This is a genomic window from Parachlamydia acanthamoebae (genome assembly GCF_000875975.1).
Taxonomy (GTDB): Bacteria; Chlamydiota; Chlamydiia; order Chlamydiales; family Parachlamydiaceae; genus Parachlamydia; species Parachlamydia acanthamoebae.
In genome coordinates, this window is sequence record NZ_BAWW01000038.1 from 1 (window position 1) to 26061 (window position 26061).

General features: G+C 39.2%; 25 protein-coding genes and 1 pseudogene. 16 read left to right on the forward strand and 10 right to left on the reverse strand.

Features of this window, described 5'->3' with window-relative positions:
• From AOM43_RS13740 to AOM43_RS13750, 4 genes are all read left to right on the forward strand, one after another.
• A partial coding sequence (locus AOM43_RS13740) for an RHS repeat domain-containing protein (protein WP_059359806.1) occupies positions 1-1106 on the forward strand: 1106 nt, incomplete at its 5' end.
• 98 nt (positions 1107-1204) lie between these two features.
• Positions 1205-1591 (forward strand): hypothetical protein, encoded by a 387-nt coding sequence (locus tag AOM43_RS08005; protein WP_059359807.1) that lies wholly within the window; start codon positions 1205-1207, stop codon positions 1589-1591.
• Between the two features lie 454 nt (positions 1592-2045).
• Entirely contained in the window at positions 2046-2426 is a 381-nt protein-coding gene (locus AOM43_RS13745) for a hypothetical protein (protein ID WP_059359809.1), read from the forward strand.
• Complete coding sequence (locus tag AOM43_RS13750; RefSeq protein ID WP_013924776.1) at positions 2417-2653, forward strand: hypothetical protein; 237 nt, start codon at positions 2417-2419, stop codon at positions 2651-2653. The genes AOM43_RS13745 and AOM43_RS13750 overlap by 10 nt, the downstream gene beginning before the upstream one ends.
• Positions 2654-2754: 101 nt before the next feature.
• Here AOM43_RS13750 and AOM43_RS08020 read toward each other — a convergent pair whose 3' ends face one another.
• From AOM43_RS08020 to AOM43_RS08030, 4 genes and pseudogenes are all read right to left on the reverse strand, one after another.
• Positions 2755-4512: a M3 family oligoendopeptidase gene (locus tag AOM43_RS08020; RefSeq protein ID WP_059359811.1), complete on the reverse strand. Its 1758-nt coding sequence runs from the start codon at positions 4510-4512 to the stop codon at positions 2755-2757.
• 105 nt (positions 4513-4617) lie between these two features.
• Positions 4618-4767 carry a helix-turn-helix domain-containing protein gene (locus tag AOM43_RS14185; protein ID WP_348638802.1) on the reverse strand — a complete coding sequence of 50 codons (150 nt, stop codon included), beginning with the start codon at positions 4765-4767 and terminating at the stop codon, positions 4618-4620.
• Between the two features lie 84 nt (positions 4768-4851).
• A pseudogene (locus AOM43_RS08025) lies at positions 4852-6012 on the reverse strand (sigma-54-dependent transcriptional regulator); the annotation flags it as partial.
• A 29-nt stretch (positions 6013-6041) separates the two neighbouring features.
• A complete protein-coding gene (locus AOM43_RS08030) occupies positions 6042-7337 on the reverse strand; it encodes a two-component system sensor histidine kinase NtrB (protein WP_059359815.1) in 1296 nt (431 codons plus the stop codon).
• 266 nt (positions 7338-7603) lie between these two features.
• Between AOM43_RS08030 and rpsD the strand changes: the two genes are divergently transcribed.
• The 3 genes from rpsD (at position 7604) to AOM43_RS08045 (ending at position 10586) form a co-directional block, all read left to right on the forward strand.
• Entirely contained in the window at positions 7604-8224 is a 621-nt protein-coding gene (gene rpsD, locus AOM43_RS08035) for a 30S ribosomal protein S4 (protein ID WP_036745944.1), read from the forward strand.
• Between the two features lie 161 nt (positions 8225-8385).
• The gene (locus tag AOM43_RS08040; RefSeq protein ID WP_059359817.1) at positions 8386-10002 is read left to right on the forward strand and encodes a hypothetical protein; all 1617 of its coding nucleotides are present in this window, start codon (positions 8386-8388) and stop codon (positions 10000-10002) included.
• Between the two features lie 203 nt (positions 10003-10205).
• Positions 10206-10586, forward strand: coding sequence for a hypothetical protein (locus AOM43_RS08045; protein WP_013924782.1), 381 nt, complete (start codon positions 10206-10208; stop codon positions 10584-10586).
• Positions 10587-10866: 280 nt separating this feature from the next.
• Here the strand turns inward: AOM43_RS08045 and AOM43_RS13755 are convergent, their stop codons facing one another.
• The 3 genes from AOM43_RS13755 to murJ all read right to left on the reverse strand — a co-directional run bounded on the left by AOM43_RS13755 (position 10867) and on the right by murJ (position 13689).
• Positions 10867-11319: an SMP-30/gluconolactonase/LRE family protein gene (locus AOM43_RS13755; RefSeq protein WP_226987452.1), complete on the reverse strand. Its 453-nt coding sequence runs from the start codon at positions 11317-11319 to the stop codon at positions 10867-10869.
• A gap of 40 nt (positions 11320-11359) precedes the next feature.
• Positions 11360-11941: an L-dopachrome tautomerase-related protein gene (locus AOM43_RS13760; RefSeq protein ID WP_226987453.1), complete on the reverse strand. Its 582-nt coding sequence runs from the start codon at positions 11939-11941 to the stop codon at positions 11360-11362.
• Between the two features lie 110 nt (positions 11942-12051).
• Positions 12052-13689 (reverse strand): murein biosynthesis integral membrane protein MurJ, encoded by a 1638-nt coding sequence (gene murJ, locus AOM43_RS08055; protein WP_013924784.1) that lies wholly within the window; start codon positions 13687-13689, stop codon positions 12052-12054.
• 90 nt (positions 13690-13779) lie between these two features.
• Between murJ and AOM43_RS08060 the strand changes: the two genes are divergently transcribed.
• Positions 13780-14637, forward strand: coding sequence for a deoxyribonuclease IV (locus AOM43_RS08060; RefSeq protein WP_013924785.1), 858 nt, complete (start codon positions 13780-13782; stop codon positions 14635-14637).
• 39 nt (positions 14638-14676) lie between these two features.
• Positions 14677-16080, forward strand: a complete 1404-nt coding sequence (gene asnS, locus AOM43_RS08065; RefSeq protein ID WP_013924786.1) for an asparagine--tRNA ligase — start codon at positions 14677-14679, stop codon at positions 16078-16080.
• A 41-nt stretch (positions 16081-16121) separates the two neighbouring features.
• Here the strand turns inward: asnS and lepB are convergent, their stop codons facing one another.
• Positions 16122-17966, reverse strand: coding sequence for a signal peptidase I (gene lepB / locus AOM43_RS08070; RefSeq protein ID WP_006340420.1), 1845 nt, complete (start codon positions 17964-17966; stop codon positions 16122-16124).
• Positions 17967-18353: 387 nt separating this feature from the next.
• A complete protein-coding gene (locus AOM43_RS08075) occupies positions 18354-19088 on the reverse strand; it encodes a hypothetical protein (protein ID WP_006340421.1) in 735 nt (244 codons plus the stop codon).
• A 119-nt stretch (positions 19089-19207) separates the two neighbouring features.
• Here AOM43_RS08075 and AOM43_RS08080 point away from each other — a divergent pair, with 119 nt between their 5' ends.
• The 7 genes from AOM43_RS08080 (at position 19208) to AOM43_RS13420 (ending at position 24414) form a co-directional block, all read left to right on the forward strand.
• Positions 19208-20347 carry a glycerate kinase family protein gene (locus AOM43_RS08080; protein WP_226987454.1) on the forward strand — a complete coding sequence of 380 codons (1140 nt, stop codon included), beginning with the start codon at positions 19208-19210 and terminating at the stop codon, positions 20345-20347.
• A 53-nt stretch (positions 20348-20400) separates the two neighbouring features.
• Positions 20401-21921, forward strand: a complete 1521-nt coding sequence (locus AOM43_RS08085; RefSeq protein ID WP_059359821.1) for a nicotinate phosphoribosyltransferase — start codon at positions 20401-20403, stop codon at positions 21919-21921.
• Between the two features lies 1 nt (position 21922).
• Positions 21923-22555 carry a bifunctional nicotinamidase/pyrazinamidase gene (pncA, locus tag AOM43_RS08090; protein WP_006340424.1) on the forward strand — a complete coding sequence of 211 codons (633 nt, stop codon included), beginning with the start codon at positions 21923-21925 and terminating at the stop codon, positions 22553-22555.
• Positions 22556-22564: 9 nt separating this feature from the next.
• Complete coding sequence (locus AOM43_RS08095) at positions 22565-22921, forward strand: arsenate reductase family protein (RefSeq protein ID WP_006340425.1); 357 nt, start codon at positions 22565-22567, stop codon at positions 22919-22921.
• A gap of 6 nt (positions 22922-22927) precedes the next feature.
• Positions 22928-23884, forward strand: a complete 957-nt coding sequence (locus tag AOM43_RS08100) for a cation diffusion facilitator family transporter (RefSeq protein WP_006340426.1) — start codon at positions 22928-22930, stop codon at positions 23882-23884.
• Between the two features lie 211 nt (positions 23885-24095).
• Positions 24096-24224 (forward strand): F-box-like domain-containing protein, encoded by a 129-nt coding sequence (locus AOM43_RS14100; RefSeq protein WP_079891778.1) that lies wholly within the window; start codon positions 24096-24098, stop codon positions 24222-24224.
• 46 nt (positions 24225-24270) lie between these two features.
• Positions 24271-24414, forward strand: a complete 144-nt coding sequence (locus tag AOM43_RS13420) for a hypothetical protein (RefSeq protein WP_006340427.1) — start codon at positions 24271-24273, stop codon at positions 24412-24414.
• 26 nt (positions 24415-24440) lie between these two features.
• Here AOM43_RS13420 and AOM43_RS08105 read toward each other — a convergent pair whose 3' ends face one another.
• Positions 24441-25043: a chalcone isomerase family protein gene (locus tag AOM43_RS08105; protein ID WP_006340428.1), complete on the reverse strand. Its 603-nt coding sequence runs from the start codon at positions 25041-25043 to the stop codon at positions 24441-24443.
• Positions 25044-26061: the final 1018 nt, after the last annotated feature.

Here is a 26061-nt window from a genome sequence, read left to right on the forward strand (position 1 = left end):
AAGGACAAGTATATATTCCTTTAACTAACTTTACAGGGCATGTTCAAGTTCTTTTAAACTCTAAAGGTGAACCTGTCGATATCTATCGCTACACAGCTTTCGGAGAAGAAACCATCTTCGATCCATCCGGAGATGTTAAAAAACCGACAACATCTTGGCGTTTTTGTTCCAAACGAACTGATCCAGAAACGGGCCTGATTTATTTTGGCAGACGTTACTATGATCCTCAAATAGCTCGTTGGATCACTGCTGATCCCCTTGGTTATGAAGCCGGATCTAATCTATATGCATATGTGAATAACAGTCCTCTAATGAATCTTGATTTGTACGGATTGTTTATATATCTAGGTAATGGAGATTACGGCCCGAATGACTTTGAAAATGGTTTCATGCATGGTTATACTCATGCTGAAGGACAAATAGGCCCGAATGGTGAAATTTATCCCTACGATTTAAGAAGTATTGAATATAAAAATCCAATAATAGGGGCATTAGGTGAAATTTTTGGAGAGCTCGCTGAGTGTATTAGTGAAGGCCTAGATGTTACGGGAGCTGCCGCTGCTTTAAGTGTTTTTTGGCGCAACGCAAATATTTTAAAAAAGGGATGGCGCGTTCTTCAAGCTGCCACAGCTTCTCAGTCAGCAGCTAAAACGATTGTTGTTGCAAAAGAAGCTTCCATATTAGCAAAAGAAGTATCTGTATTAGGAAAAGAAGCATCTGTATTAGCAAAAGAAGCTTCCTTATTGACAAAAGAGACCTCTATAATTGCAAAAGAGGCGTCCGCCAGTGTAAAAGAATTTGATCTTATTACGAGAAAGGATGTTATTCACGTGACGCCACACGGCGTTGCTATACCTCCTCAATCCAAGTATCAAATTCCCTCGCATTATGTAGAAAATAAAAAGAGGGTGGGATCTTATGGTGAGCATTCGGATTTGGGAATATATATTGAAAAATTAAGAATTGATCAGGCCACTCCTCCAGGTGTAAAAGGACCAAATTTTTCCCATTATCATCTAAATAATAAAGGAACTCATCATAGTCCTCGTCCTGGAGCTTCTGATCCAGGATTTGGGGTTTTAAAAAATGATTTAGTTGTTAAATAAAATAAATGTATTTTTTTTAACAAACCGATAATATTGAATATATTAGACTTGCGTTTTAGGTCTAATAGCAGAAAATAAAAGACTTAGGAGTTAAATCTATGGATGTCCATTTTAATGATTTGCCATGGCATGATGCTAACTTGAAATATATTTATATCGATAGACGAAATCCGGGTTATCACGACGTAGTTAAACTTGTCATCGATTGGCCTGATGGTCTTAGCTCATCTATAGAGTTTTACAATTGTTATGCTCTGAAAGCGAATATGAATTTTGGGATTGCAGCTTGTGAATCTATTTTGGCAGCTGAATGTTTGATTGATTCAGATGATTTAAATCTTATTTACAATGATTGGTTATCAATGGGAATGAAGTTGGAATCACTGAAATGTTTTAGAATAAACACTAATTCAACAAATAGTTTAATAGAGATTTTTGCAAAAAGTTTTGAAATAAAAGACTTTCAATCCGACGAAAAATATTGACATTGCAACTAGAGAGTTTTGCCAATTAAGTGATTGACTAGATCATATTGTTTCAAAAATGATAACCATACCCTTTCGCTAGAAGATATCCAACACATCTGTAAAAAAACAAGGATGATTCTAATTGGCGCCTATGATGGTGAAGGTTATGTTTTATGGGAAAAAATAGAATAAGAATAAAAAGACAACTTTGGCTATTCCCTTTTCATACCAAATTTAAATAGATATTCAGACTAATTTGAGTCTGTTACATATCTGGATCGGGTCAGATTAAGAAAGCGAAAGAGTTTTGTAAAGATCAGCTAAGAAGTATCCAAATTTTAAACATCCTTCCCCAAAAGCTCTCACTGAAGATCGCAAAACTGAATACGAAGAAAGACTATTCCTTGATCGAACATGGGAGCCAAAAAAATGAAAACATTGCATAGACACGAATTAGATTTTGAACGCACGAATGGAATTCGTTAAAGATAATTTAAATGAGGTGAACGCGTTATCTTCTGAGCTACTTAATTTAGTTGATTTTAAGTCTGGTGTTTTTTTTACCTTATTAACGGTAGATTCCAATCTTGAAAGACTTTATGAATTTGAAAACGGCATTATTCTTCCTCAAAATCCTATAATTGTTTCCGAAACTAATGGAAAAAAATCGCGTCATCAAAGAGTGCCCACAATAAAGGAAGAGTTAAGTGATTTTATTTTTCACAAACTCAGTCTCAGTAATAAACTTTCCTGTATTTTTGATGAGGTTACAAGAAGCCCTGATGACTCTAATTTAAAAGCTTTCTACAAAAAAAAAGTGTATATCTGTATGAAAATGAAGTTATGTATGTAATCAGGGAACTTAATAAAAATCACGAGTTTATTTTAAAGTGTATGGGGAAATCATTTTCTTTTTGGCACTCTGTTGGCGTTTTAACAGAGGCTGATTGTTTCAAAAATGATAGCAATATTCTCTCCTTAGAAGATATCCAAGCCATTTGTAAAAAAACAAAGATGATGCTCATTAGTGCATATGATGGTGAAGGCTATGTTTTATGGGAAAAAATGGAGCAAGAATAAAAATGATTGACCTGCTCCCAATCGATTAATCCAAATAAAAATAGAAGTTTGTGTAAAAAAAGACAGTCTGAATCAACATGTTATAGATTTCAGAACAGCTTCTAAAATTTTTTTTTGGCTGCCAGCGCAAATTGTCGGGCGTCGTTGATGGCAACATCGATGGCGCCTTGCCAGAAATCTGGGGCTGTTAAATCCACATCCAAGTGCTTTTTAGCAAGCTCCTCACAACTCATTCTCCCCGTATCTTGCAGCAGGCTGTGATAACGCTTGGCAAAGCCTTTAGGCAATGTTTGACCGAGAGCATAAATTCCCATGCTGAAAAGGTATCCGAAAGCATACGGAAAATTATAAAAGGGGAGTTCGGTAAGATAAAAATGTAGCTTTTCTGCCCAGAAGTAGGGATGGTATTCACTCAAAGATTGGCAAAAAGCTGTTTTTTGAGCGTTTTGCATCATCTCGCAAAGTTCATCGGCAGAAAGAGTGGAGTGTTTTCTTTTTTCATACAATTCGGATTCAAACAAAAACCGACTGTGGATGTTCATGAAAAAAATGCTGCTTCTTTGCAATCTTTGATCAAGGAGAAAAATTTTCTCGTCAGATTTGGTCGCTTTTTTAAGTAGCGCATCAGATAAAATTTGTTCTGCAAATGTGGAAGCTGTTTCAGCAAGACTCATCGGATAGTTTTGGGCGAGATGCGGAAGGTCAAATACAGCTTGGCTGTGGTATGCATGCCCGAGTTCATGCGCTAAAGTCATGAGGTTATCCAACGAATCCGAATATGTCATGAAAATGCGACTTTGCTTTTGCAGTGGAAAAGGTGTGCAAAAGCCTCCAGGGCTTTTACCCGGGCGGTCTTCAGCTTCAATCCATTCTTGCTGTTTAGCTTGCTTTGCAAGGCGTCCCATGGATGGACTAAACGTTTGAAAATGTTCTTCAATCAGAGCAAACCCTTCCTGATAGGAAATATTTTTCTGCTGTTTACCTATTGGAGCTGCGATGTCGTGCCATGCCAGTTTTTTTTGTTTGAGAAGTTTGGCTTTGGCTTTGAAATAATCCAAAAAAGGGGTTTTATTCTCTGAGATCACTTGCCACATTGTCGAAAGGGTTTTTTCACTTAAACGATTTAAATCTAAAGCTTCTTTAAGAGAGGATTTCCATCCTCTTTTTTCATAAACTTTGGATCGAAAGCCCGAAATGTGGTTAAGAATTTGTGCTAAAGTATCTTTTTCTTTTTCCCATGCTTTTGTCCATTGTGTAAACACGTGGCTACGTGTTTTGTGATCGGGGTGCGTCAGTTGGTTATAGGCTTGTCCAACGGATAGCAATTGTTTTTTTCCCTCAATGGTGCAAGGAATACGCATTTTTCCTACATGTGTTTGATAAAGTTGGTACCAACCATGAAACCCATCGACTGCAAGATCGTGGATCAAAGCCTCCTGTTCAAGAGGTAGTTTTTCTAAAGCTCTTAATCGCCGTTCTTCCAAAACAAACTGGATGGGTTGAAGTTCTTGATGTTTTAAAAGATCTGAAAATTGTTTTTTTGATAATTTTGCCAATTGTTGATTAAGTGCATCATTCAGATTTTGGAAGCTCGCTGAGGCCACTTGAAGTCTTTCATTAAAGCGAATGGCCTCGTGGTCGTTGGTGTTTTGAGCAATCAGACAACCGGCATAAGATAAGGCATTGGAAAGATGTGCATCGACATCTTGTAAAGCTAAGATCGATTCTAAAAGATCCTTAGAAGAAAGAAGATCCCTGAGTTTTTGGATATTTTGCGCAAGATTTTCAGCGATTTTCGGAAGAGAATTCTTAGGGTACAGACTTTTTAAATTCCAGACGGGTTGCATTAATTTGGGCATGGCTCCTCCTTGCTTTGAATTTCAAATTCTGAGCATGGAGAAGAAGGAAGTCAATGAAAAAAAACTCCCTTAAACGGGAGCTTGGACTAATCGGGGTAACCCGCTCTATCTTTCATTTTTCATATTGTATTCATTCAGTTTATTGCGAAGCGTTCTCACACTTATCCCTAAAACTTCTGCCGTTTTTGTGCGATTATTATGCTGGGCTTGCAAAGTTTCAATAATAAGCCTTTTTTCGAGTTCTTGAAGAGTCATTCCAACGGGGAGAGATGTAAGGGTATTTTGTGAGAGAGTAGAAGCTGTTCTTAGGGGAAGATTCGGATGATTATTTTCGATGTAAAGGTGTTCTGGTGTGATTTCAGAATTGGTCGTCATGACAACAGCTCTTTCGACGATATTAGCTAATTCACGCACATTTCCTGGCCATGCATAGCCAACAAGCTTTTTAATGGATTCTTTAGAAAATGTTTTGGCTTGTTTGTGATTTTCCATACACATTTTCTCTAAAAAGTAGTGCGCCAGTGGAAGAATATCTTCTGGGCGATCTCGTAGGGGAGGGAGATAAATGGGCACAACGTTTAGGCGATAGTATAAGTCTTCCCGCAGAATTTTGTGGGCAATCGCGTCTTTCATGTCACGATTTGATGTTGAAATCAAGCGGACGTCCACCTTAATTGGTTTGCTTCCTCCGACTCTCTCAAATTCTTGCTCCTGAATAGCACGTAAAAGTTTTGCTTGTACGGCAAGGGGAATTTCTGTGATTTCATCTAAAAGAAGGGTGCCTTTGTGGGCTAGTTCAAATCTTCCGAGGCGTTTAAAATTAGCGCCTGTAAAAGCCCCTTTTTCGTGTCCAAAAAATTCCGATTCAATCAATGTTTCGGGAATTGCAGCACAGTTAACTTTAATAAAAGGGAACTGAGAACGCGCAGAATTCGCATGGATGGCTTGGGCTATGACTTCTTTACCTGTTCCGGATTCCCCATTGATAAAAACGCTGGCATTGCTTTGAGCTACTCTTGTGACATCTCTTAAAATTTGTTTCATGATAGGGCTTTCGCCGATGATTTGAAAATGATCGCGACTATCCCCGGTTGAGACTTGTTGGCGTAGGTACTGATTTTCTTGGACGAGGGATAGATGTTCTTTGGCTTTTTCAATGATTGCTTCAATGGTGTCAGGAGAAAACGGTTTAATGAGATAGTTAAAAGCTCCCAATTTCATGGCTTCCACAGCATTTTCAATGCTTCCGAATGCGGTGATGACGACGACTATTGTATTAGGAGATATTTCCTTGCATTTTCGGAGAATGTCAATACCTGTTAGATCGGGCATTTTCATATCCGTGATGACCATATCAAAAGGGGTATCTTTAATTAAGCTGAGTGCTTTTTTGCCACTTTCGGCAGTGACAACTTCAATGTTTTTCCGACGAAGCGTTTCAGCAAGAAAATTTCTGACGATCGATTCATCGTCAACGATCAATATCTTTTCCACGGACATAAGATATTCCTTAAATATGGGGTTCTTCCCTACTTATAAGCTTTTACGGGTAATTTTAAAGAAAATTCTGTTCCTTTTTGCACAATTGAATGAACTTCTATATCTCCACCGTGAATTTCGACTGCTTTATACACTTCTGCTAGGCCAAATCCATTTCCTTCTGGTCGGGTTGTAAAAAATGGAGAAAAAATCTTTTCGAGATTTTCGGAAGGAATACCTATTCCTGTATCTTTGACTTGAATAATGGCAAGTTCTTCTTGTTGAATGAGTTTTAATGTAAGGGTTCCATGATTGGGTATTGCCTGAACCGCGTTTACCATCAGATTAAGAATGGCGGAACGTAAAATCTGCATATCTGCGTGGATCCACAATTCCGGGAGGTCTGTTTCTAAGTTGATGTCAATGCGCTCTTTAACAGAAGGATCGACCAGCATATGTAGTCGAAGCTCTTCGAGAAGTTGTACAAGATCCATGGAGGCAAACTGAGGTTGCAGGGGTCTGGAGTAATTTAAAACTTGGGTGACCAAACGATTCAGATTATCGGTTCCTTGTACAATGTAGCCGGCCATTTTTTGCAGTTCAGGTTTATCAGATAAATCTCTTTCAAGCAGTGAAGCAAATCCCTTAATTCCACCCAGTGGATTGCGAATTTCATGGGCAACACTGGCAGCCATTTCCCCTAAAACTTTCATGCGGCTATTCCGTTTTGCGATGAGTTGTAAGCGTCTGATTTCGGTGACATCGCGGACTAAAATAATAATGCCCTGCATCGAGTCTTGTTCTGAATAACCAGGATTTTGTGTATCTTGCAGGATAAAGGTTGTGTGAATTTCGAGGTCGTATTGCTTACCGGAAGGAGAAACAAAATTGGTGTAGTGTGTTTCGGGCGAATGCTTTTTTTCTAAAGCTTCGCGAATCGAAAAGCCGAATAGACTGTCGTCAAAGTTTTTCCAAAATTGCTTAAATAGAACTAAATGAGGTTGGACTTCTAAAATTTGTTCAATGGCGGCATTATAAGTGGTGACATTTCCATTCAGATCAATAAAAAGAAGTCCTTGTGAAATGTTACAAAGAATGCTGATTAAGTAATGAGTCAAAGAGTCGAGTTCTCGAATTTTAGCAAGTAACTTTTGGTTGGTTCCGTGCAGTTCCTGCTGAAATGTTTGCATTTGTTCAAGCTGAACCTGGATTTTTTTTAAAAGAACGGTCTCGCTTGAATGGATTTCTTTGGAAGGCGGTGTCCCCGAAATCTTCTCTATTTCATGCAAAAGATTGGAAAGAACTGTCTGAGAATCATCCAGGATTTTTTTGCTTTTAGCTCGCATGCATATGCCCTAAATTTTAAGTCGAAATGGGGAAGGAATCGGTTGCTTTAGAAAATTTCAAGATATTATTTATATTTTTTTTGGGCAAGGTTTCCCAACCAAAATATGCAGAATCTCTAAACCAAAGGCTAGGTCGTTGATATTCCGTTGTTTTGAGTATGTAACTTTTTTGATTGCTGTTGCAAAAAAACGGGGTTGTGTGTGATAATGCAGCATCGCAATTAAATATTATTAAAGTCGCAGCTGGAAATCGTTTAGGAGAAAAAATGGCTCGTTATACAGGTAAAAAAAATCGGATCGCACGGCGATTTGGCGCCAATGTGTTTGGCCGCTTACGCAATCCGCTTCTACATAAACCCAACCCGCCCGGCATGCATGGCGCGCGACGTCGAAAAAAATCAGACTACGGGGTTCAGCTAGAAGAAAAGCAAAAGCTCAAAGCTATTTATGGCATGTTGAGTGAAGGCCAATTGATCAATTATTACAAAAAAGCAGCAAGATTAGAAGCAAATACAGCACAAGTTTTGGCTCAAATGCTTGAATGCCGACTTGACATTGTGGTTCACCGTTTAAAATTTGGAAGCACAATTTTTGCAGCGCAGCAGCTTGTTTCTCATGGTCACATTCTTGTTGATGGGAAAAAAGTAGACCGTCGTTCTTTCCAAGTTCGACCAGGTATGGTTATTTCTGTTAGAGAAAAATCTCGCGGAATTAAAGCAATTCAAGAAGCTCAAGATAGCAGTATGCGTTCAGTTCCAGAGTATCTTTCTATTGATAAAGAGAATTTTTCTGGACAATTGCTTGAATATCCTAGCTATGAATTAATGCCATGGCCAATCCCCATTAATCTTCCTGAAATTTGTGACTTCTTAGCGCACTCTACCTAATCGTTCGCAGTCGCTAAAGTTCGAAAGTTTTGAAGCCCAGCTCGTAAGAGTTGGGCTTTTTTCATTTTAAGATAATTTCAGAAAATCTGTTTAATTTATAAAGTTGTTTAAAATTGTTATTTTCGATAAAATTATTATGATTTAATTTTAAAGGTTTAAAAATGAAAGTGATAAATGAATTAGAAAATTCAATCAAAAATAATAAATCAACTGATTTTTTAAGCAATCTCTCTTGGGAAATAAGAACTTTTGGAGGAAGAAAGTTAGTGCATAAAGACACTGACTTTACAGGGACTCTTTGTCTTAATAAGATCATAAAAAAATTCAGTTTAGGATCTAGCCAGCTAAATTCAACCGAGTTATCAGCAATCGTTAAAAAGATTGAGGAGCTGGATAAAGAAGGGAATTCTTTATTAGCTAAAAGCTCTTTTTTTAAGCGTGCAACGACGACAGTTAGGCGATTTTTTGGCAATTTCAATTCTAATCGAAGCACTAAATTAAATGACCTGAGATCTTTTAAGAACACATATGAAAAGCTGGTCCAAGCTAAAAAAGCTCCCAACCTTATTAGTGAAGTCGAAAAAGTTGATCAAAAAACACTTAAAGACTTGCAAGCATATTGTAAATCAGATCCATTTATTCATGGAACTTCTTCCGTAATTTTTGCTCAGCTTCCTTACACGGATCAAAGATTAGTTTCTATTTGGGAGCTACTGCAAAAAAAGATGGCGCCCATAGGAGGTGAAATCATTTTAGGAGGATTAAATATTCCTATTGCTGATGGAGCAACGTGTTTTGGAAGATTGAATAGTAGTGGATATCCTCTCTCAAGAGTTACTGAAAGTTATTCGAGACAGCCGAATGCGGGTGATATTCAAAACGATCAGGAGGCTCAAAAAGCATTAGCCCTTAATTTCGCACATGCCTTAGAGGACTTTTATTTTACTCAAAGCCTTATTTTTGCAATCCGAGCAAAACAGCGAGGCATAACTTTAATTATCCCAGAAAAAGCAGATGTGGTTAAATCAGCTCTTCAGTCTATCAAATGCACTTTTATGAATTTTTATCTTTTTGCTCCTTTCATAGGTAAATTTGTTCAATTGGATCCATCTAGACCTTATGACGATATACAACATGCTCATTTTCTTGAAAAATGTGAAGAATTTCTACGCTCGGATCAAATTGATTTAGCTCCTTATATGGATCTCGAGGTTTTGCCTGAAAACGATGAAGCCATTATAAAACTGAATCGGTTGCTAAATGAAAATGGATATCAATTATTGCATAAAAGAGCAGCTATTCGAAAGGGAGAAGCGTCCTTTCCGTTTTTTGAGAATAGTTTTTTTCATTCCTTTTACGGGATAGGTAATCTTTCCCATCTCTGGGGCTCTATTTTAATGTATCCAGATAAATTTTTGTCTACGATGGATGAAATACAAGAAAGATTAAATCCATTTTTAGAAAAGGCAAGGAAGCATTTTGATCTTTTAGAAGAGGTTTTATTTGGTTGTGAGGAATTGACTTTTACTGAAGAACAAAAGCAACATATCAATGATGCTTATCCAATCATTCTAATCTCAAATCAATCAGAAGCTTTTAAACCCGTTAAAACTGAATTTCGAGCAAAACAAGGTTTGCAACTGGGTAAAGAAATCAAATGGATTGCAACAGAAAGAAGTCGAATAAAAGATGTCAGAGCCTATCTTGAAAAATACCGGATTGAGGGAGTAAACGTGATTTCAATCGACACATTAAGACAATATACGAAAAACTGTTAAATAGTTGCTATCAATCGGATTGGAAGAATTTAAGCTCATCTCGTAAGAGTTGGGCTTTTTCCATTTTTGTAGGTTTGTGAAAATTTTTGAATCAATCAGAAAGTTAAACTTTCTCTTGAACTTCTTGTTTGATATATTGCGACTAGTTGTATACGACAACGCTTCTTAAACTGCTTGTGATTTTACTTAAAATGGGAACACGTATGAATATTAGAACGCATTTCGCATATGCAATTAAGGATGATCAAATCATTGATTTTTTAAACAATCTTTCTTGGCAGGTAGGTTTATTTGGAGGAAGAAGACTCGTACTTGATGTGGGTTTTAGGGGATCTCTTTGCATCAATGAAATGATAAAAAAACTCAATGTAGAACACAATCGATTGTGTACAGCAAAACTACCGGCAATCATTAAAAAGCTTGAAGAACTCGATAAGAAAGGGGATTTCTTTTTGGCAAAAAGCTCTTTATTCCAACGTGCAGCAACTTCTGTTCGACGATTTTTTGGCAACTATGGATATAACCGTCAGGCTAACCTAGATAAACTGAGATCTTTTGAAAAAATGGATCAAAAAAACAGTTGAAGGCTTGCAGGTGCATTGTAAATCACGTTTTATAGGTTCCAGATATTAAATGTCTTTTGTCGACCTCGATTCAATGGAGAAAGCTGCGGATAGTTTGTCAAAAATTCATCCACAAGATGATAAATATGAAACTCTCATTCAAGAGAGGTCATGGAATGTGAGAGGTTTGTAAATTTGATTTAACAGTGTCAATGAAGTCTTCGTTAGCTCGGGCTGTTAAGGCAAAGAAAGTTAATGTCAGTTATAGAGAAGAACCGAAAATCTGTAAAACTTTGCGGGTTTACCTCACCTTAAGCTTAAATATTTTAAATGGGGGTTGGACTCTAGATACACCACCCTGGGATGTTGGCAATCGGTTAATTTGTGCTACAGGGATGTATAAATAACCATCATTTGCTAAATAAGGAGCATCAGGCCAAGCTAAGCGGCTATCTCTTACAAGAAACTTCATCTGTTTCTCGGGTGTGAGCATGCTGATGGCGGAGTGAGTCGCATCCGAAAAATAAAAATTTCCTTCATTATCACCCGTCATTCCCCCAATAGTTGGGATATCATAGTAAGTTTCTACCTTGCCGCTGAGATCAGAGTCTGCTAATGATTGATCCCTAAGATAGCGTGTTCGAATACGTCGCAAGGGCCCGGTCATTGTGGAAAAATAAAGCCATTGTCCATCTGGGCTTAACTCAATATCATCGACATGATTAATCACTATCTTACCGGATGAGTCGCGCATTTCTTTTCCTTCTGCTATCGGAATGCGATTTGGATCTGCCTTAGTTAAGGGAACTGTTACCAAGCAATCGACGTGCTTTGCAAGTATCTAAATCCAGGACGATCAGAGCTCCCATTCCTGACTCACTGATGTAAGCGATTCGATCTTTAATTCTAATATCATTGAGATGGCTTCTTAAAGGGGCTATTTCGGATCCGAAAGAATAAATTCTGTGCACTTTATTAGTGTTCAGATCAATTTGAACAATTTTAGAAGCTCCTTCAATGACTTTTCCATCAAAAGCTCCAAAGTCCACTACCCACAAGAAGTTATCATCAAAAATTTGCACCGCATTTGTGTTTACAAAAGCCTTATCTACAGGTTTTCCTGGAATCCAATTATTCCATTCCCCACCAGGAAAAGGTTTGATCGAGCCATCAGAGAGCACTTCGGCGATCGACGGATTTTCTGTTTCATCTGGCATTCGATGAAAGGTGGCAAACATTCTGCCATTTTTTGAGATAGCTAATCCATTCCACATATGCGTTGGAGAGCTTGCGACTTCTATAAGTTCAGCCATCACACAGGATGCAAGGCATATCAAGATGACTGTTAAGGAGAAGGGGTTATGTTTTATCAACATGGATCGTCTCGCAATGTTAACTGTGCGGTTTTCGAGAAAGATTCTTCATGCAGACTATAATAGTTTTTTTTCAAAATCAATGTGTTTCTGTTGTTGAAGAACGATTTGAGTCAAAGCGATTGCAGAGGTAGCGGTTGTTCTTCTTGAGAAGGATGCGTGTTAAAAAAGTTTTTAATTTCGCTGATTTTGAAGATCCAGCTAGCCAATCCCAAAAACAAAAAAAACAAAAGAGCTTCGCCAAAAAAACAGAAGCATTGCATCAAAAATTCACGGGGAAATTGGACGGGGACCTGAAATAGCAACGCTTGGAAAGAGGTATCGCCAATCAAAAAATGGGTTGAGGCCCACGCTCCGAAAAAAGCTAAAAAAGAAACGGCTGTGATTTTGCTCAAGGGACGTAGAAGAGGAAAAAGAAACTCCTTCTTAGGCAACGCAATGAGAAGATAGAAGACATTAACCCAAGCACTTATGCTTGTCGCTAAAGCAACACTTGCTGCTCCCCACCCAAGCATTCCCACCAAAACTGTGTTTAAAAAGCCGTTTAATCCCATTGCAATCATCGAAGCAATCATTGGAATGCGGTAATTTTTTTGCGCATAAAAAACCGAGGCTAAGATTAAAACCAGCGCCATAGGCAGCAGTCCACACCCATAACCCCAAAGACATAAGGCTGTTTGATAGGTGGAGTGATCAGAAAATTGTCCTCTCCCGTAAATGAAGTTGATGCTGGGACCGGCCAATAGGAGAAGCGCAAACGAAAGAGGAATCATCAATGCAAATGCTTTTTCTAAAGAGAATCGCAAAAATTGTGCAAAGAGCTGAGGTTGGTTTTCTTTAATGGCACGTGTTAAGGGGGGCAGAAGGGCTCCCGAAAGGGAAATTCCGAAAAGAGCAAGGGGGAGCTGCTGAAGTCTGATGGCATACCATAGATAGGCTGGACCTTCTGCGCTGGCATATCGTGCAAAAAGAACATCCATCGTATTGTTAATTTGGGAAGCCGCAACCCCTACAATGCCAAAAAGAAGAGGTTTTCCCAGGCGTGTTAAAATCGATAGGCTTGGGATAAGCTGTCCCCATGAAAAATGAAAAGACTCATCTTGAAATAACGAATAAATGGAAGGAAGAGTCATCAACCATTGGCAGGCGCATCCTAAAATCACGCTGAAAGAAAGCCAGACCATTGCATATTCTGGCAAAGAGCTTTGCAAAAGCAATGCACTGATAATGGAAATGACGTTGAAAATAACCGGAGAGATTCCTGGAATAAAAAAACGTTTTTCACAATTTAGAAAGGCCGAATTGAGTCCAAATAAACAAATAAAAAAGAGGCTGGGCATCATTAAAAACGTTAGCCAAACAATTTCTTGGTTTCCTAATGACAAAGAACCTAATGATAATGCGACTCCCAATCCTCCCATAATCAATAGGGTCAAAGTCATCAAAAACAGGGAAAGGCTACCCTTGAGGCCGAGGAAAAAGGTATAGGCATCTGTTGTAGATTGCGCGCGAGCATCTTCAAAGAGGGGAATAAAGGCTGCATGCAGAGCGCCTTCACCAAATAAACGGCGGCAAAGATGCGCAAAGCGAAAGGCAAGCAAAAATGCGGCAACAGCAGGACTTGTTCCAAAGGCAAACGTCATGGCGATATCGCGTCCCATGCCGGAAATACGACTTAACAGTGTGCCACTAAAAAAGTGTTTTGCAGACTTAAAAAGAGTGTGGGTGGAATCTGTTTTTTTGTTGTTCATGCCGACCATCTTAAAAAGAAAAAATCCCGATTGTCAACAAGAGTTTCTCTTTGATAAGATAACGGGTCATTATAATGAAAGGATCGGTTGATGAGAACAGAAAAATTATTGCTTGGAGCACACACGTCTGCTGCAGGTGGCGCCCAAAACGCTCTATTAGAAGGCAAACGGATTGGAGCAACAACAATTCAGCTTTTCACGAGCAATCAAAAAAGATGGCAGGGAAAAATTTTAGGGGGCGAGGAGATTAAAGCCTGGGAAAAAGCTTTAGATGAGACTGGTTTAGAACAAATCATGAGCCACGACAGCTATCTGATTAACTTAGGATCTTCTAATCCAGAACTTTTAGAGAAAAGCAGAAAAGCTTTTAGAGAAGAAGCGACACGTTGTCATCAACTCGGCATTTCCTATTTAAATTTCCATCCAGGGGCGGCAGTCGAAGCGACCGAGCAACAATGTTTAGATCGCATTTGTGAAAGTTTGCTTGGAATGCAAGATCTGCTTGAAAACCGCAAGACGCGTTTGCTTTTAGAAGCTACAGCAGGTCAAGGATCGGCAGTGGGTTGGCGTTTTGAGCACCTTGCTTACATTATCGATAAAGTTCAACACAAGCTTCCGATCGGGGTGTGTATTGATACTTGCCATATTTTTGCAGCAGGATATGATATTCGAACATCTGCAGCTTGGGATGCAACGCTTGAAGAATTTAACCGCGTTGTTGGCTTAAAGCATCTTTATGCTTTTCATGTAAACGATTCGGCAAAAGGATTAGGCACACGTGTTGACCGACACCAACCTTTAGGAAAAGGGTTAATTGGAATCGAATCTTTTCAATTTTTAATGACAGATTTGAGAACGAAACATCTTCCAAAATATCTGGAAACTCCGGGTGGGCCAGAATTGTGGGAAGTTGAGATTCAAATGCTACAGGATTTTACGAAGAAATAGTCTTCGCTCCACTAAAATTATAGAAAAAGGCACATAAACATGCGTATGAAAATCAAACAACTGAAAAACCCTCCAGCGGATAGACCTTCCCCTGTCGGAAGTGACGTCACCATTAAAGGCTGGGTGCGGACAGTTCGCAATCAAAAAACCTTTACTTTCATCGAAATTAACGACGGATCCACACTATCCAATTTTCAAGTCGTTGCAAATCCAGATCTCCCCAACTACGAAAGAACGATGCAAGAGTTAAGTACTGGGGTTTCTGTTGCAATTCAAGGGACTGTTGTGGAAAGTCCAGGTAAAAATCAATCGTTAGAACTGGTGGCTAAAGAGGTCAAGATTATCGGCCCTTGCGATCCAGAGACCTATCCTCTTCAGAAAAAACGTCATTCCTACGAGTTTTTGCGCACTATTGCGCATTTGCGTCCTCGTACAAATACCTTGGGTGCTGTGGCGCGTATTCGGAATGCCCTTTCTTTTGCAACGCACCTATTCTTTCAGAAAAAAGGGTTTCTCTATATTCACACTCCAATTATTACCTCTTCCGATTGCGAAGGTGCAGGGAAGATGTTTCGTGTAAGTACATTGGATCCTGACGCTTTGCCTAGAACAAAAGAGGGGAAAGTAGATTATTCTAAGGATTTCTTTGAAAAGCCAACTTATCTCACTGTCTCAGGTCAGTTGGAAGGAGAAATTTATGCGAGCGCATTATCTGATATCTATACTTTTGGACCAACTTTCAGGGCAGAAAACTCCAACACCTCTCGACACTTGGCAGAATTTTGGATGATCGAGCCTGAAATGGCTTTTGCTGATATTAATGATGATATGGATTGTGCTGAAGAATATCTCAAATATACGGTTAAGTATGTCTTAGAGCATTGTGAAGAAGATATTGATTTCTTCAATCAATACGTTTCACCTGGATTGCGTGAACGACTTGAACATATTGTCAATACACCATTCGAGCGGGCATCTTATAGCTATGCCGTTCGCATTTTGGAAAAAGCCAATAAGCCTTTTGAATATCCAGTCAAATGGGGATCAGATCTACAGTCTGAGCATGAAAGATTTTTAGCGGAAGAATATTTTTCTAAGCCGGTGATCATTACCGATTATCCAAAAGAAATTAAATCATTTTACATGCGTTTGAATGATGATGAGAAGACGGTTGCGGCCATGGACGTGCTTGTTCCGCGGATTGGAGAAATTATCGGCGGAAGCCAGCGGGAAGATCGATTAGATTACTTAAAGCAACGTTTAATCGAAAACAATCTAAAAGAAGAAGACTACTGGTGGTATTTAGATTTAAGAAAATACGGATCCGTTCCGCATGCAGGATTTGGTCTGGGTTTTGAGCGTCTAGTACAATTTGTAACAGGCATTGAAAACATTCGCGATGCGATTCCTTTCCCACGTTTCCCTGGAAAAGCGGAATTCTAATCAAGAGCATGCCCGGCCTCATGACCGGGCATGCCTTTTCTTTAAGGCAATTTATGGAAAATGGGTCTTTTGATTGACCAGCGATGGTAAGCATACCAAGCACCTAAAATTGCAAGAGCAAGTCCCCAAATAATAGAGCCCGGAAAGTTCACAAATGGATAAGGTTTTTGTGGAGGCGGGCCCCAACGGTCACCTGTTGGCCATATAATGAGCCAAGGAGCTCCTTGGATATTATCTTCTGGAATAAAGCCAAACACACGGCTATCGGCGCTCATGGCATGATTATCACCTAAACCTAGGTAAGATTTAGCCGGGAGTGTCACACCAAAGGTGCGAATAAAATCTACATCAACTTTTCCATCTTTTAAAGGTGGACCGTGGTCTTTAAAGGCAACATAGGGTAGCCTTTCACTGGATGTTTCTTCGCGATGTTTTTCTCTTTCATTAAATTTTTGAAGGATCGGATCATCCTTCTTAAAAAGCGGGGCTCCCATAACATACAAATCTCCATTACGGAAGTAAGCATACCGATTGGGAAAATCAGGCTGATTTTTAGATAGTGGGCCATAATTTGTCGCCATTTCAATTCCTAGATTGAACAGCTTTTGAATATTGGCTGAACTTCTGTCGTAAAGGGGGGAATTTTCCGGTAATGGCGATGTAATGCCTCCAAATCCAACTTGAAGTCCTTTCCCGTAATAAAATTCGTAGGTACCATCTGGAATACCTGAAAAAGATGGGCTTACAGGTGTATTATGGGGCTGTCCCAAACGTCTTCCACGTCCGTCTTTGACGATAAAGCGTGCCGTGTAAAGATTTTCCATCAACGTATTCAGATGCTGTTCATCTAAAGGGATGAGGGTCGTTTGAACGTTTAACAAAAGATGCACGGGGGTTTGAGGCGAAAATTGCCTTGCTGGTGGCGGTGTTAAGGAAGGCGTGTGTCTGAGTTCAAGATAGAGAATACCTTCACCGATGTCATTAGGATCAATTGTCGTCAGTTTTTTAACCTCATCTTTGGTTAGAAGACGAGCTTTTGCAAAGTTACGAATCCCAAAAAAGTCGCTGTAGGTTTCGAGTTGATGGTGTTCTTGCTTTTGTGCTAAGGGCTGATCTTTAATCCATTCTTTTCCATTAAAGATGTCCCCTCGGATGGCGCCTGTACTAGAGAGTGAAATACGGCCGAGAGGTTGATTCATGAGAGAAAACACTATCTGGTTTGGAGCCGCAACTTTTACTTCTCCCTCTAAACGTAGAAAGGGAATGTGCTCCAAGTGTTCCATCCAAGGGGCATTCAGAAGGTCTTCATCAAGCTTGCCATTTTGGTCGACAAGATAAATTTTGCCGCCATAAAAGTACAGCGAGTCACCGGGTTTTCCAATCATTCGTTTGATATAGCGTTTTTTATAGGGAAAAATGCCAAAATAAGTCGTCTCAGTGTCTGTGATGGGCATATTATCGGGTGCAAAAATAAAGATGCTAGAGCGTTGCACAAGTTGTGGATCAAAAAGAAAATGAGCGGACTGTAAGGGGACGTTAATTCCAAAGGCTGTTTTTGAGACAGTGACGTGATCCTGTTCTTTAAAAGTGGGGCGCATGGATCCGGTGGGAATTTCAAATGGCTCAAACCAAACTTGTCGAATAAGCGTAGCTGCAAGTAGAGCAAATACCAAAGCTAGTACAAATTCGGTTCCGTAATTCAGCCAATTTTTTTTAAAATGAGAATCACAAAAGTTTTCAAGTTTACGCGCATAGAGGTCGGCTTCTTGACGATCTCGATTAAGTAAAGCTTGGTCGAGTTTTTGGAGATCACTCTCAAATTGTGTAAATTGATTAAGGGGAAGGGTTTTACCTTTACTCTTATACCAGGCATAAGCTTGTTTCATGATATGCCGGGATTTGTGTAATGAAAATGTTGAGTTGAAAAAATGCATACGGTCGTACCGGGTTGATTGTGATAAGTGCTCAAGTATAACTTTTATAAAACCATTTTGCAATCAGATTGCAGGGGTTAAATAGTTCGCCTTTTGTTCGTTAAAATTGCTAAAAAATTGTAAATAAGGGGAGTTTTTTGTGGGAAGTTTGTAAGTGGATTGATGATGAAAATAAAAATATGCGATTTAGCTTCAGTTAAATTGCAGGAATTTTTTTAGAAATAAGGTTTTGATGTAAACTTAAGTATTTAATACTCAGCTTCTTGTATTGTGTGAATCCAAAACAAAAATGACAGGCTTTAAATAAATAAGACCTGTCATCTAAATGTTGATAACTTTTTAGAGGGCTGCTTCAAGTTGAAAAAGAGAGGGTTTAGGGGAACGCAATCCCTTTCCAGAATCAACGACACGCAATTTTGCTTGCCCCATCATCCCACTAATTTCGAGCCAGTATGGAAAATAAGAAGGATAGGGAGTATTTTCTGAAGGCACGTAGACTTCGATGGTTTTTCCAGAGAGAATGCTTCCATCTTTTGGCCAGTGTGTGCGCCAAGCATCAAAAGATACACCTGTAATCACGTTTCCATCCACTATTAATCGAGGTTCCCAAATGCGTCGTGGACCCGGGGTTCCTATCGCATAACCCCCAATTTTTTTGCGCTCATGTGTGGAAACTAAGTTTAAATGCAAATTCAGGAGCGTTCCTAAAAAATTTTCTGTTGGTGTGGGATCGCACCAGCGATTTTTCGTGAAAGAAAAGCACCTATCAATAGCACCATTCATCAAATTGACTGAATACATTGTCCATGAAGTGTGGCCAGGAGCACCCTCTTGTACCCAAGCACGCCATGAATCCATGCTTTTTGTTTTACTAGCAGGAAGGGAAATTTCTTCAATCGTTAAATACTGCCCTTCTTTACTGTAAATGTGTAAAAGGGAACAGGTTTTGTTTTGCATAGTGACAATAAAATCACCTGCCTCAGCATTTTTAAGATTATCTCTCAAGTAAATGCCTGCCTCGGTATAAGAAAAAATGACGCATAGAAGAGCTAAAAAATAGACAAAACGGGACATTGTTTTTTCCTTAAATAGATGGATTAGAATCCTAACTTTAACAGGTTGTTTAGTTCTTGAGAAAATAATTATGCAGTTTGTTATGGCTATAGAAAATGGATTGTAAAGGGGAGATCTACATGCGTTGCCTAATTGTGCCTCAAGCTTTTAAAGGAACGGCCTCCGCCATGCAAGTGGCGGCGGCAATCCAAGATGGTCTTTTGCGAGCGTTTCCAACGATAGAAAGTCATCTTTTCCCGATTGCGGATGGAGGAGACGGGACACTGGACGCACTTCTATTTGCCCTTGGAGGAAGTGAAAGAACAAGTGTGGTAACTGGAACTTTTGGTGCGCAACAAGAAGTGGTATGGGGTATTGTGGAAGAAGGCCGGGTGGCAATCATCGAGATGGCAAAGGTGTGTGGGCTCGCTAATCTGCCTTTTGAACAGCGAAATCCCATGAATGCGACAACCTTCGGAGTGGGCGAGCTCATTCTTGAAGCTCTAGATCGCGGGATTCGAAAATTTATTGTAGGGATTGGGGGTAGTGCCACACAGGATTGTGGTATGGGAGCTCTTCAGGCATTAGGTGTTTTATTTAAAGACCAAAAGGGGCAATCACTTCCTTTCGGTGGGGGTGCTCTCACTTCTCTAGCTGATCTAGATCTCTCCCATTTGGACTCTCGTCTTAAAAAGGCCTCTTTTATTTTGTTATGTGATGTCTCCACTCCATTTTCAAAATCGGCTAATATGTATGCGGCTCAAAAAGGAGCGACCTCTTGGCAAATAGAGGAATTAAATCGAGGCTTTTTGCATTTTGCAAATATTGTGGAAAAAAAGTTTGATCGTTCAGTTTTAGAGCTCCCCTGTGGAGGGGCGGGAGGCGGTATCGGCATGGCTTTGCATACTTTTTTGAATGGAAAGATGATTCTTGGAACAGATTATATTTTAGATCTTTCTGCATTTGATGAGGCGCTTTATAAAAGCGATTGTGTGATCATTGGGGAAGGAAAATTCGATGAACAAACTTTAGAAAACAAAGGACCGTGGCGTGTTTTGCAGCGTGCCAAAGCAAAAGGGATTCCTGTCTTTGCCATTGTAGGTCAAATACAACAAGGATTCAATCCTCCTTATGCGGAAGGTCTAACGGCCATTTTACCCCTTCATAGTCAAGAGATAATAAATACAGATCGTCTTTCTGATACCTGGTCACATATTGCTTTTGCCGCCGAACAATTGATGCGCATTTATTTGCCAAAGAATTTTAGGGGGGGCCATTAAAAAGGTTTTCTTTTTCCAGCAAACGCGTTATAAATGTCGAGAGGTTTTTCCCTATGAAAACAGATACATCTTCCCTACATATTTATAATCAGTCGATGTCTTTGCTAACAGATCTTTACCAACTCACGATGGGGTATGGGTATTGGAAGGCTGGGCTTGATAAGAAAGAAGCGGTTTTTCACCTTTTTTTTCGTCGACCTCCTTTTCAAGGTGGATTTACAGTTGCTGCTGGACTTGAATATGTCATTGATTACTTAACAAATTTTCGATTTGACCCCTCTGATTTGCAATATCTCGCGTCTCTGAAAAATCCAGATGATGGTCCATTGTTTGAAGAGGAATTTTTTGACTACTTAGCAGATCTCCGGTTTACCTGTTCTTTAGATGCTGTTCCTGAAGGCACGGTTGTTTTTCCTTATGAGCCTTTACTGCGTGTACAAGGCCCTTTGATTATGTGTCAATTGCTAGAGACCCCCTTGTTGAATTTAATTAATTTTTCGACGCTGATTGCAACGAAAGCTGCTCGCATATGCATTGCTGCCAATGGTGAGCCTGTTTTAGAATTTGGCATGCGTCGTGCGCAAGGTGTAGATGGAGCTTTGACAGCAAGTCGTGCTGCCTATATTGGGGGATGTGAGTCAACTTCTAACTTGCTAGCAGGAAAATTATTCGGAATACCAGTTAAAGGAACGCATTCTCATAGCTGGGTGATGGCTTTTGAAGATGAATTAGAAGCTTTTCAAACGTATGCAAAAAGCTTGCCGGGGAATTGCGTATTTTTAGTTGATACTTATGATTCTTTGGAAGGTGTTAAGAATGCGATTGAAGTGGGCAAATGGTTAAAAACGCAAGGAAAAAAACTTTTAGGCGTACGTTTGGATTCCGGAGATTTAGCCTATCTAAGTATCTTAAGTCGTAAATTATTGGATGATGCTGGGTTCACTGAAACAAAGATCTTTGCAAGTAACGAACTGGACGAAACACTGATTTCCGAGTTAAAACGTCAGGGAGCCCAAATCAGTGTATGGGGAGTAGGCACAAATCTTGTCACAGCTAAAGATCAACCCGCACTAGATGGCGTCTATAAACTCTCAGCCATTCGCGATCCAGGGAAAGATTGGCATTACAAGTTAAAACTTTCTGAACAGATGATGAAGATTTCAAATCCCGGTATTTTGCAAGTACGACGTTACAGAACCGAGAAGGAAAATATTGCGGATGCAATCTATGATATTCATTCCGATATGAGACAAGAGTGTCATTTAGTCGATCCTTTTGATTCAACACGTCAAAGGGTCTTAAGTTCTAATCTTCAAAGTGAAGATCTATTAATTCCTGTTTTTAAAGAAGGTCAAAGGGTATACAATTCCCCTTCACTTGACGAGATTCGTAATCGCACACAAGAACAATTGTTGCAGTTTCCTGTTGGGGTTAAGCGTTTTCTTAATCCTCATCAGTATGTGGTTGGGATGGAAAAATCATTGTACGATAAAAAAGTCCGTCTCATCCAAACGATTCGTTCAGAAATGTTTCGTGATTTTTTAATTTCTCCTGAAGGAAACAACCGCAACTAGAATGGGCACTGTGAACGCTTTACTTATCGTTGATATTCAAAATGACTTTTTGCCAGGGGGCGCATTACCCGTTAAAGACGGTGATCAAATTATCCCTGTTATTAATCAGCTCATAGAGCTGCCTTTTAGCACTATTGTGGCTACAAAAGATTGGCATCCACACGATCATCTAAGCTTTGCCGTTCATCATAATAAGTCTGTCGGTGAGCATGTTAAACTTTTAGACATCGATCAAATTCTTTGGCCGGTCCATTGTGTGCAAGGAACGACAGGTGCATGCTTTCCTGACAATTTAGCCTCTCATCGATTTATCCGCATTTTTTATAAAGGAACCGATAAGTCTATCGATAGCTACAGCGCTTTTTTTGATAATGGGTATTTTAAAAGTACAGGTCTGGAAGCTTACCTCAAAGAACGAGGCGTTCAAAATGTTTATGTCGCGGGATTGACCACCGATTACTGTGTTAAATATTCTGCGCTTGATGCCGAAAATCTAGGTTTTCAAGTTTACGTGGTGACGGATGCCTGTAAAGCGGTGAATCTGTCTCCAGGGGATGAAGAGGCGGCTCTTCAGGCAATGAAAGACGCAGGCGTTCGACTCATCAAATTTTCCGAAATCAATTTATCTGAATAGAGAGAGCATATGGCCTTAAAAGTTTACTCTTATCAAAAATGTTCAACATGCCAAAAAGCGCAGAAATTTTTGGATCATGCTCAAATCGCTTATCAAGTGTTGCCCATTAAAGAGCAGCCACCTTCTGTAGAAGAGCTTAAAACGGCTTTAGATTATGTACAGGGTGATCTAAAAAAACTCCTGAATACTTCCGGTGAAGAGTATCGCAAACTCAATTTAAAAGAACGCCTTTCAGAAATGACTCAGGAAGAGATTTTTAAAATGATGTCTCAAAATGGAATGTTAGTTAAGCGACCTTTTGTTTTAGGAAAAGATTTTGTTTTGCTGGGCTTTAAAGAAGAAGCCTGGAAAGCTAAGCTCTTGTAGGTCGTCATGTCATGTTTTCCTGATCCCATTATGCTTCCAGATTCTGTGTTCCAATCGAGGGCACATCGCAATCGAGAGCTTTTACGAGCTGCGAAATGGGGAATTTTAATCCGCTTCGGTATTATTTTATTTGAAGTTTTTGGATTTATCCTTTTTGGAAGTGCGGCTTTGATGATGGATGCCCTCTCCAGTCTTGTGGATGTTGCAGCCACGTTATTTCTTGTGTTCTTTATCAGGTTAGCCGATAAACCACCAGATCGTAACCATCCTTTCGGCCATGGTCGTTATGAACCTTTGGCTGGCTTACAACTGGGAACTTCCATGATTTTGATTGGGGGCGGGATGTTAGTACGCGAAATTTCGCAGCTCGCTCAACCCATTACAGTTGAATATGACATGAATCGTTGGGCATGGATATTTCCTTTTTTGGCAGTTGTTCTTTTAGAGATTTCTTATCGTTTTGTGATGCGCATTGCAAAAAAAGAAAATAGCCCCGCGCTAGCTGCCGACGCAGTACATTACCGTATTGATAGCATTACGAGCCTTATTGCGACGATTGCCTTAATTATCGCAGCATACTTTCCTAATTGGGCGTGGATCATCGATAAATTGGGGGCTGTCATGATTGCGGGATTCATGGTGGTGATCGGACTTTTTGCTGCACGTAACAACATGCATCAGTTGTTAGATCGAATCCCAAGTCCCGATTTTTTCAAACGTGTCCGTTCATCCGCTTTAAAAGTGAATGGTGTGATGGATACAGAAAAAATTCGGATTCAGTTGTACGGACCGGATGCTCAGGTGCATATTGATGTAGAGGTGGATCCCCAGCTTTCTGTTGAAGAGGCCCATAAGATTAGCCAAGAAGTACGTGCTGAAATTCAACGTGATTGGCCCGCAGTCAGAGACGTCATTGTGCACATCGAACCATTCTATCCCAACGATCATCCCGTTTTAATTTAATGGATACTCATATTTTGTCATTATTTTGTGCTTTCCGTACGACTGTTTCCTAAAAATCCGTTCATGCCAATTACCCATGAACGAAACAGTACCGATATTGATGAGAAAGCGTTTGGGATCCGATGAATCATTGTATTAGAAGTCTTGCAACCAAATTAGTATCGACATATTTTCAAGAAAAGCCGAATTTTGTTGATTCCCTACCCCAGAAATTGTTCTCAATATCTTTTCTTGTTTAAATGGCAGGCAGCTTTCAAGTTGTATGTTGGTAAATAAAAATTGGAAAGTGCTAGCAGCGGTTAATTGCGAATGTAAACAAGAGAACGAACGTTCACTATGAAGCTCCTAATTTTTTAGAAGTCTCTATTTGTATTCTTATGAAATATATGCGCTCAAAAGATCGAATGTTTTCTGTGACTTTTACATGTTGTCGAGATGAAGTCCAAGATGTTGGTGGATGTACATCTGAGGGACTTCACATCGACGAATTTATATTAGGTGCAGGTACAGCGGCCTTGCGAAAGAAATGAAAATATCTTACTAAAGTTGGTCGGATTTAATCCAAGAGGTTTTTCACGAGCTTATTTCGACTCACGATGCTTTTCGAATCAAACCAAATGCGCCATAAACCTTTTGCAAAAACGGGATGTGCGATTTTTCCTTTATTCTCTCCATTAATTTCCAAGGTAATCATATTTCCGGGAAACCAGCGCAGAACATGTTCGTCCCCTTTTTTAGTTCCATCTGTATATAGGGATATGTATTCCTTAATTAAAGGCTCAATACTTTTGTATTCTTCATCTGTCAAGGTTTTATGAAATCCTGCAAAAAAAGCTTCTTGAACAGTTTTTAAATCGGCTTCATACACCCATTTAATCGTGAATTGTTTGATTTGACCGTCTTTTAACATTTCATCAAAAACAGCAGCTCGCTTCATTTTAACAGGATTATGTAAATAGTAACCGATTGCATAAATGTTAATGAAAAATTTAGATCTTACGGCTGTTCCTGCTAAGTTCAGGGTAATGTCAGAGTTGTTGTCTTCAAAATGAACTTCAGAAGGGAAACACAAGCGAGTGGAAGGTTCAATGACATCAGTTGCTACGACTGAAAGAGTAAAACTGAGAGCGCCTAGAATTAGCAGTAGTGTTTTTTGCATGGAAGATCTCCTAAAAATGATTATGTTTTGTGTAGCATAGAAGGAAAATGAAAGCAAGAGGCTCTCATACTCAAAGAAAGTAAACTAAAAGGGAGCATATCTTAAGATTTGATTACTCGTTGCTTTATGATTTTTTTATAGTCGGTTTGGTTCGATTAAATAAAAACATAGTTATTTTGACCGATTGGTGAAGTCCATAGTAAAAGGACTTTTAATAGAAAATTAACTTTGCTCTTATTAAAGAAAATTTCAGTTAGATACTCCTTTCTTTGGGTATCTCCTGCAGACTTTTTGTAATCGTTCTTAAGGGTTCACTTTTACCTATGCGTATTATTGTGGGAGACGTTTTTTTTTGATTGTCGTGTCTAAGATGGTTGTTGATAGTACTTTAGAATTGTATCGGGAAAGCTTGCCATACTGGCCATGAGGCATGTTGATGTAATTTTCTATAAAAAATTCACGTATTGTCTTATTCATGAATCAAAGCAAAAGTGGCAATTGAAAGTCTTAGAGCGGACAATCAATAGCAAGTTTCAACTAACAAAAGCAGGTTTCGACCGAAGATTGGCCAAATGAGGCCAAGTCGATCAATTACAAGTCATGCATTTTTATTGCGTTCGTCTTACTAGGGTGTTGAACGAGTTTGCATTGGTTTGTTTGATTTCAGGCAACGCAATTTAACGAAAATAATGAGTCGCAATTCACAGACTTTAAATGAATTACGTAAAAAAATACGGATTCAGAAAAATAGGCGTTGCGCTAAATAATCCGTTTCTTGTATGTTTATTACTTCCTTCGAACGAATGTTAACAAAACATAACGAAGCGAATAACACGCTAAAGAGTGAATAATCTGTTTTTTGACAGTGAAGAAAAGACAATGTGCAAGCAAATAAATTATAGAGCTTGTGTGAGGAAAGTTAGTGAAAGCTAATGACCCACATATTATAGAATTGAGTAATACTCAAATTTTCAAAGTTTTTTAACTTGAGAATTTGATCTTGGTTCAGATTGAATGC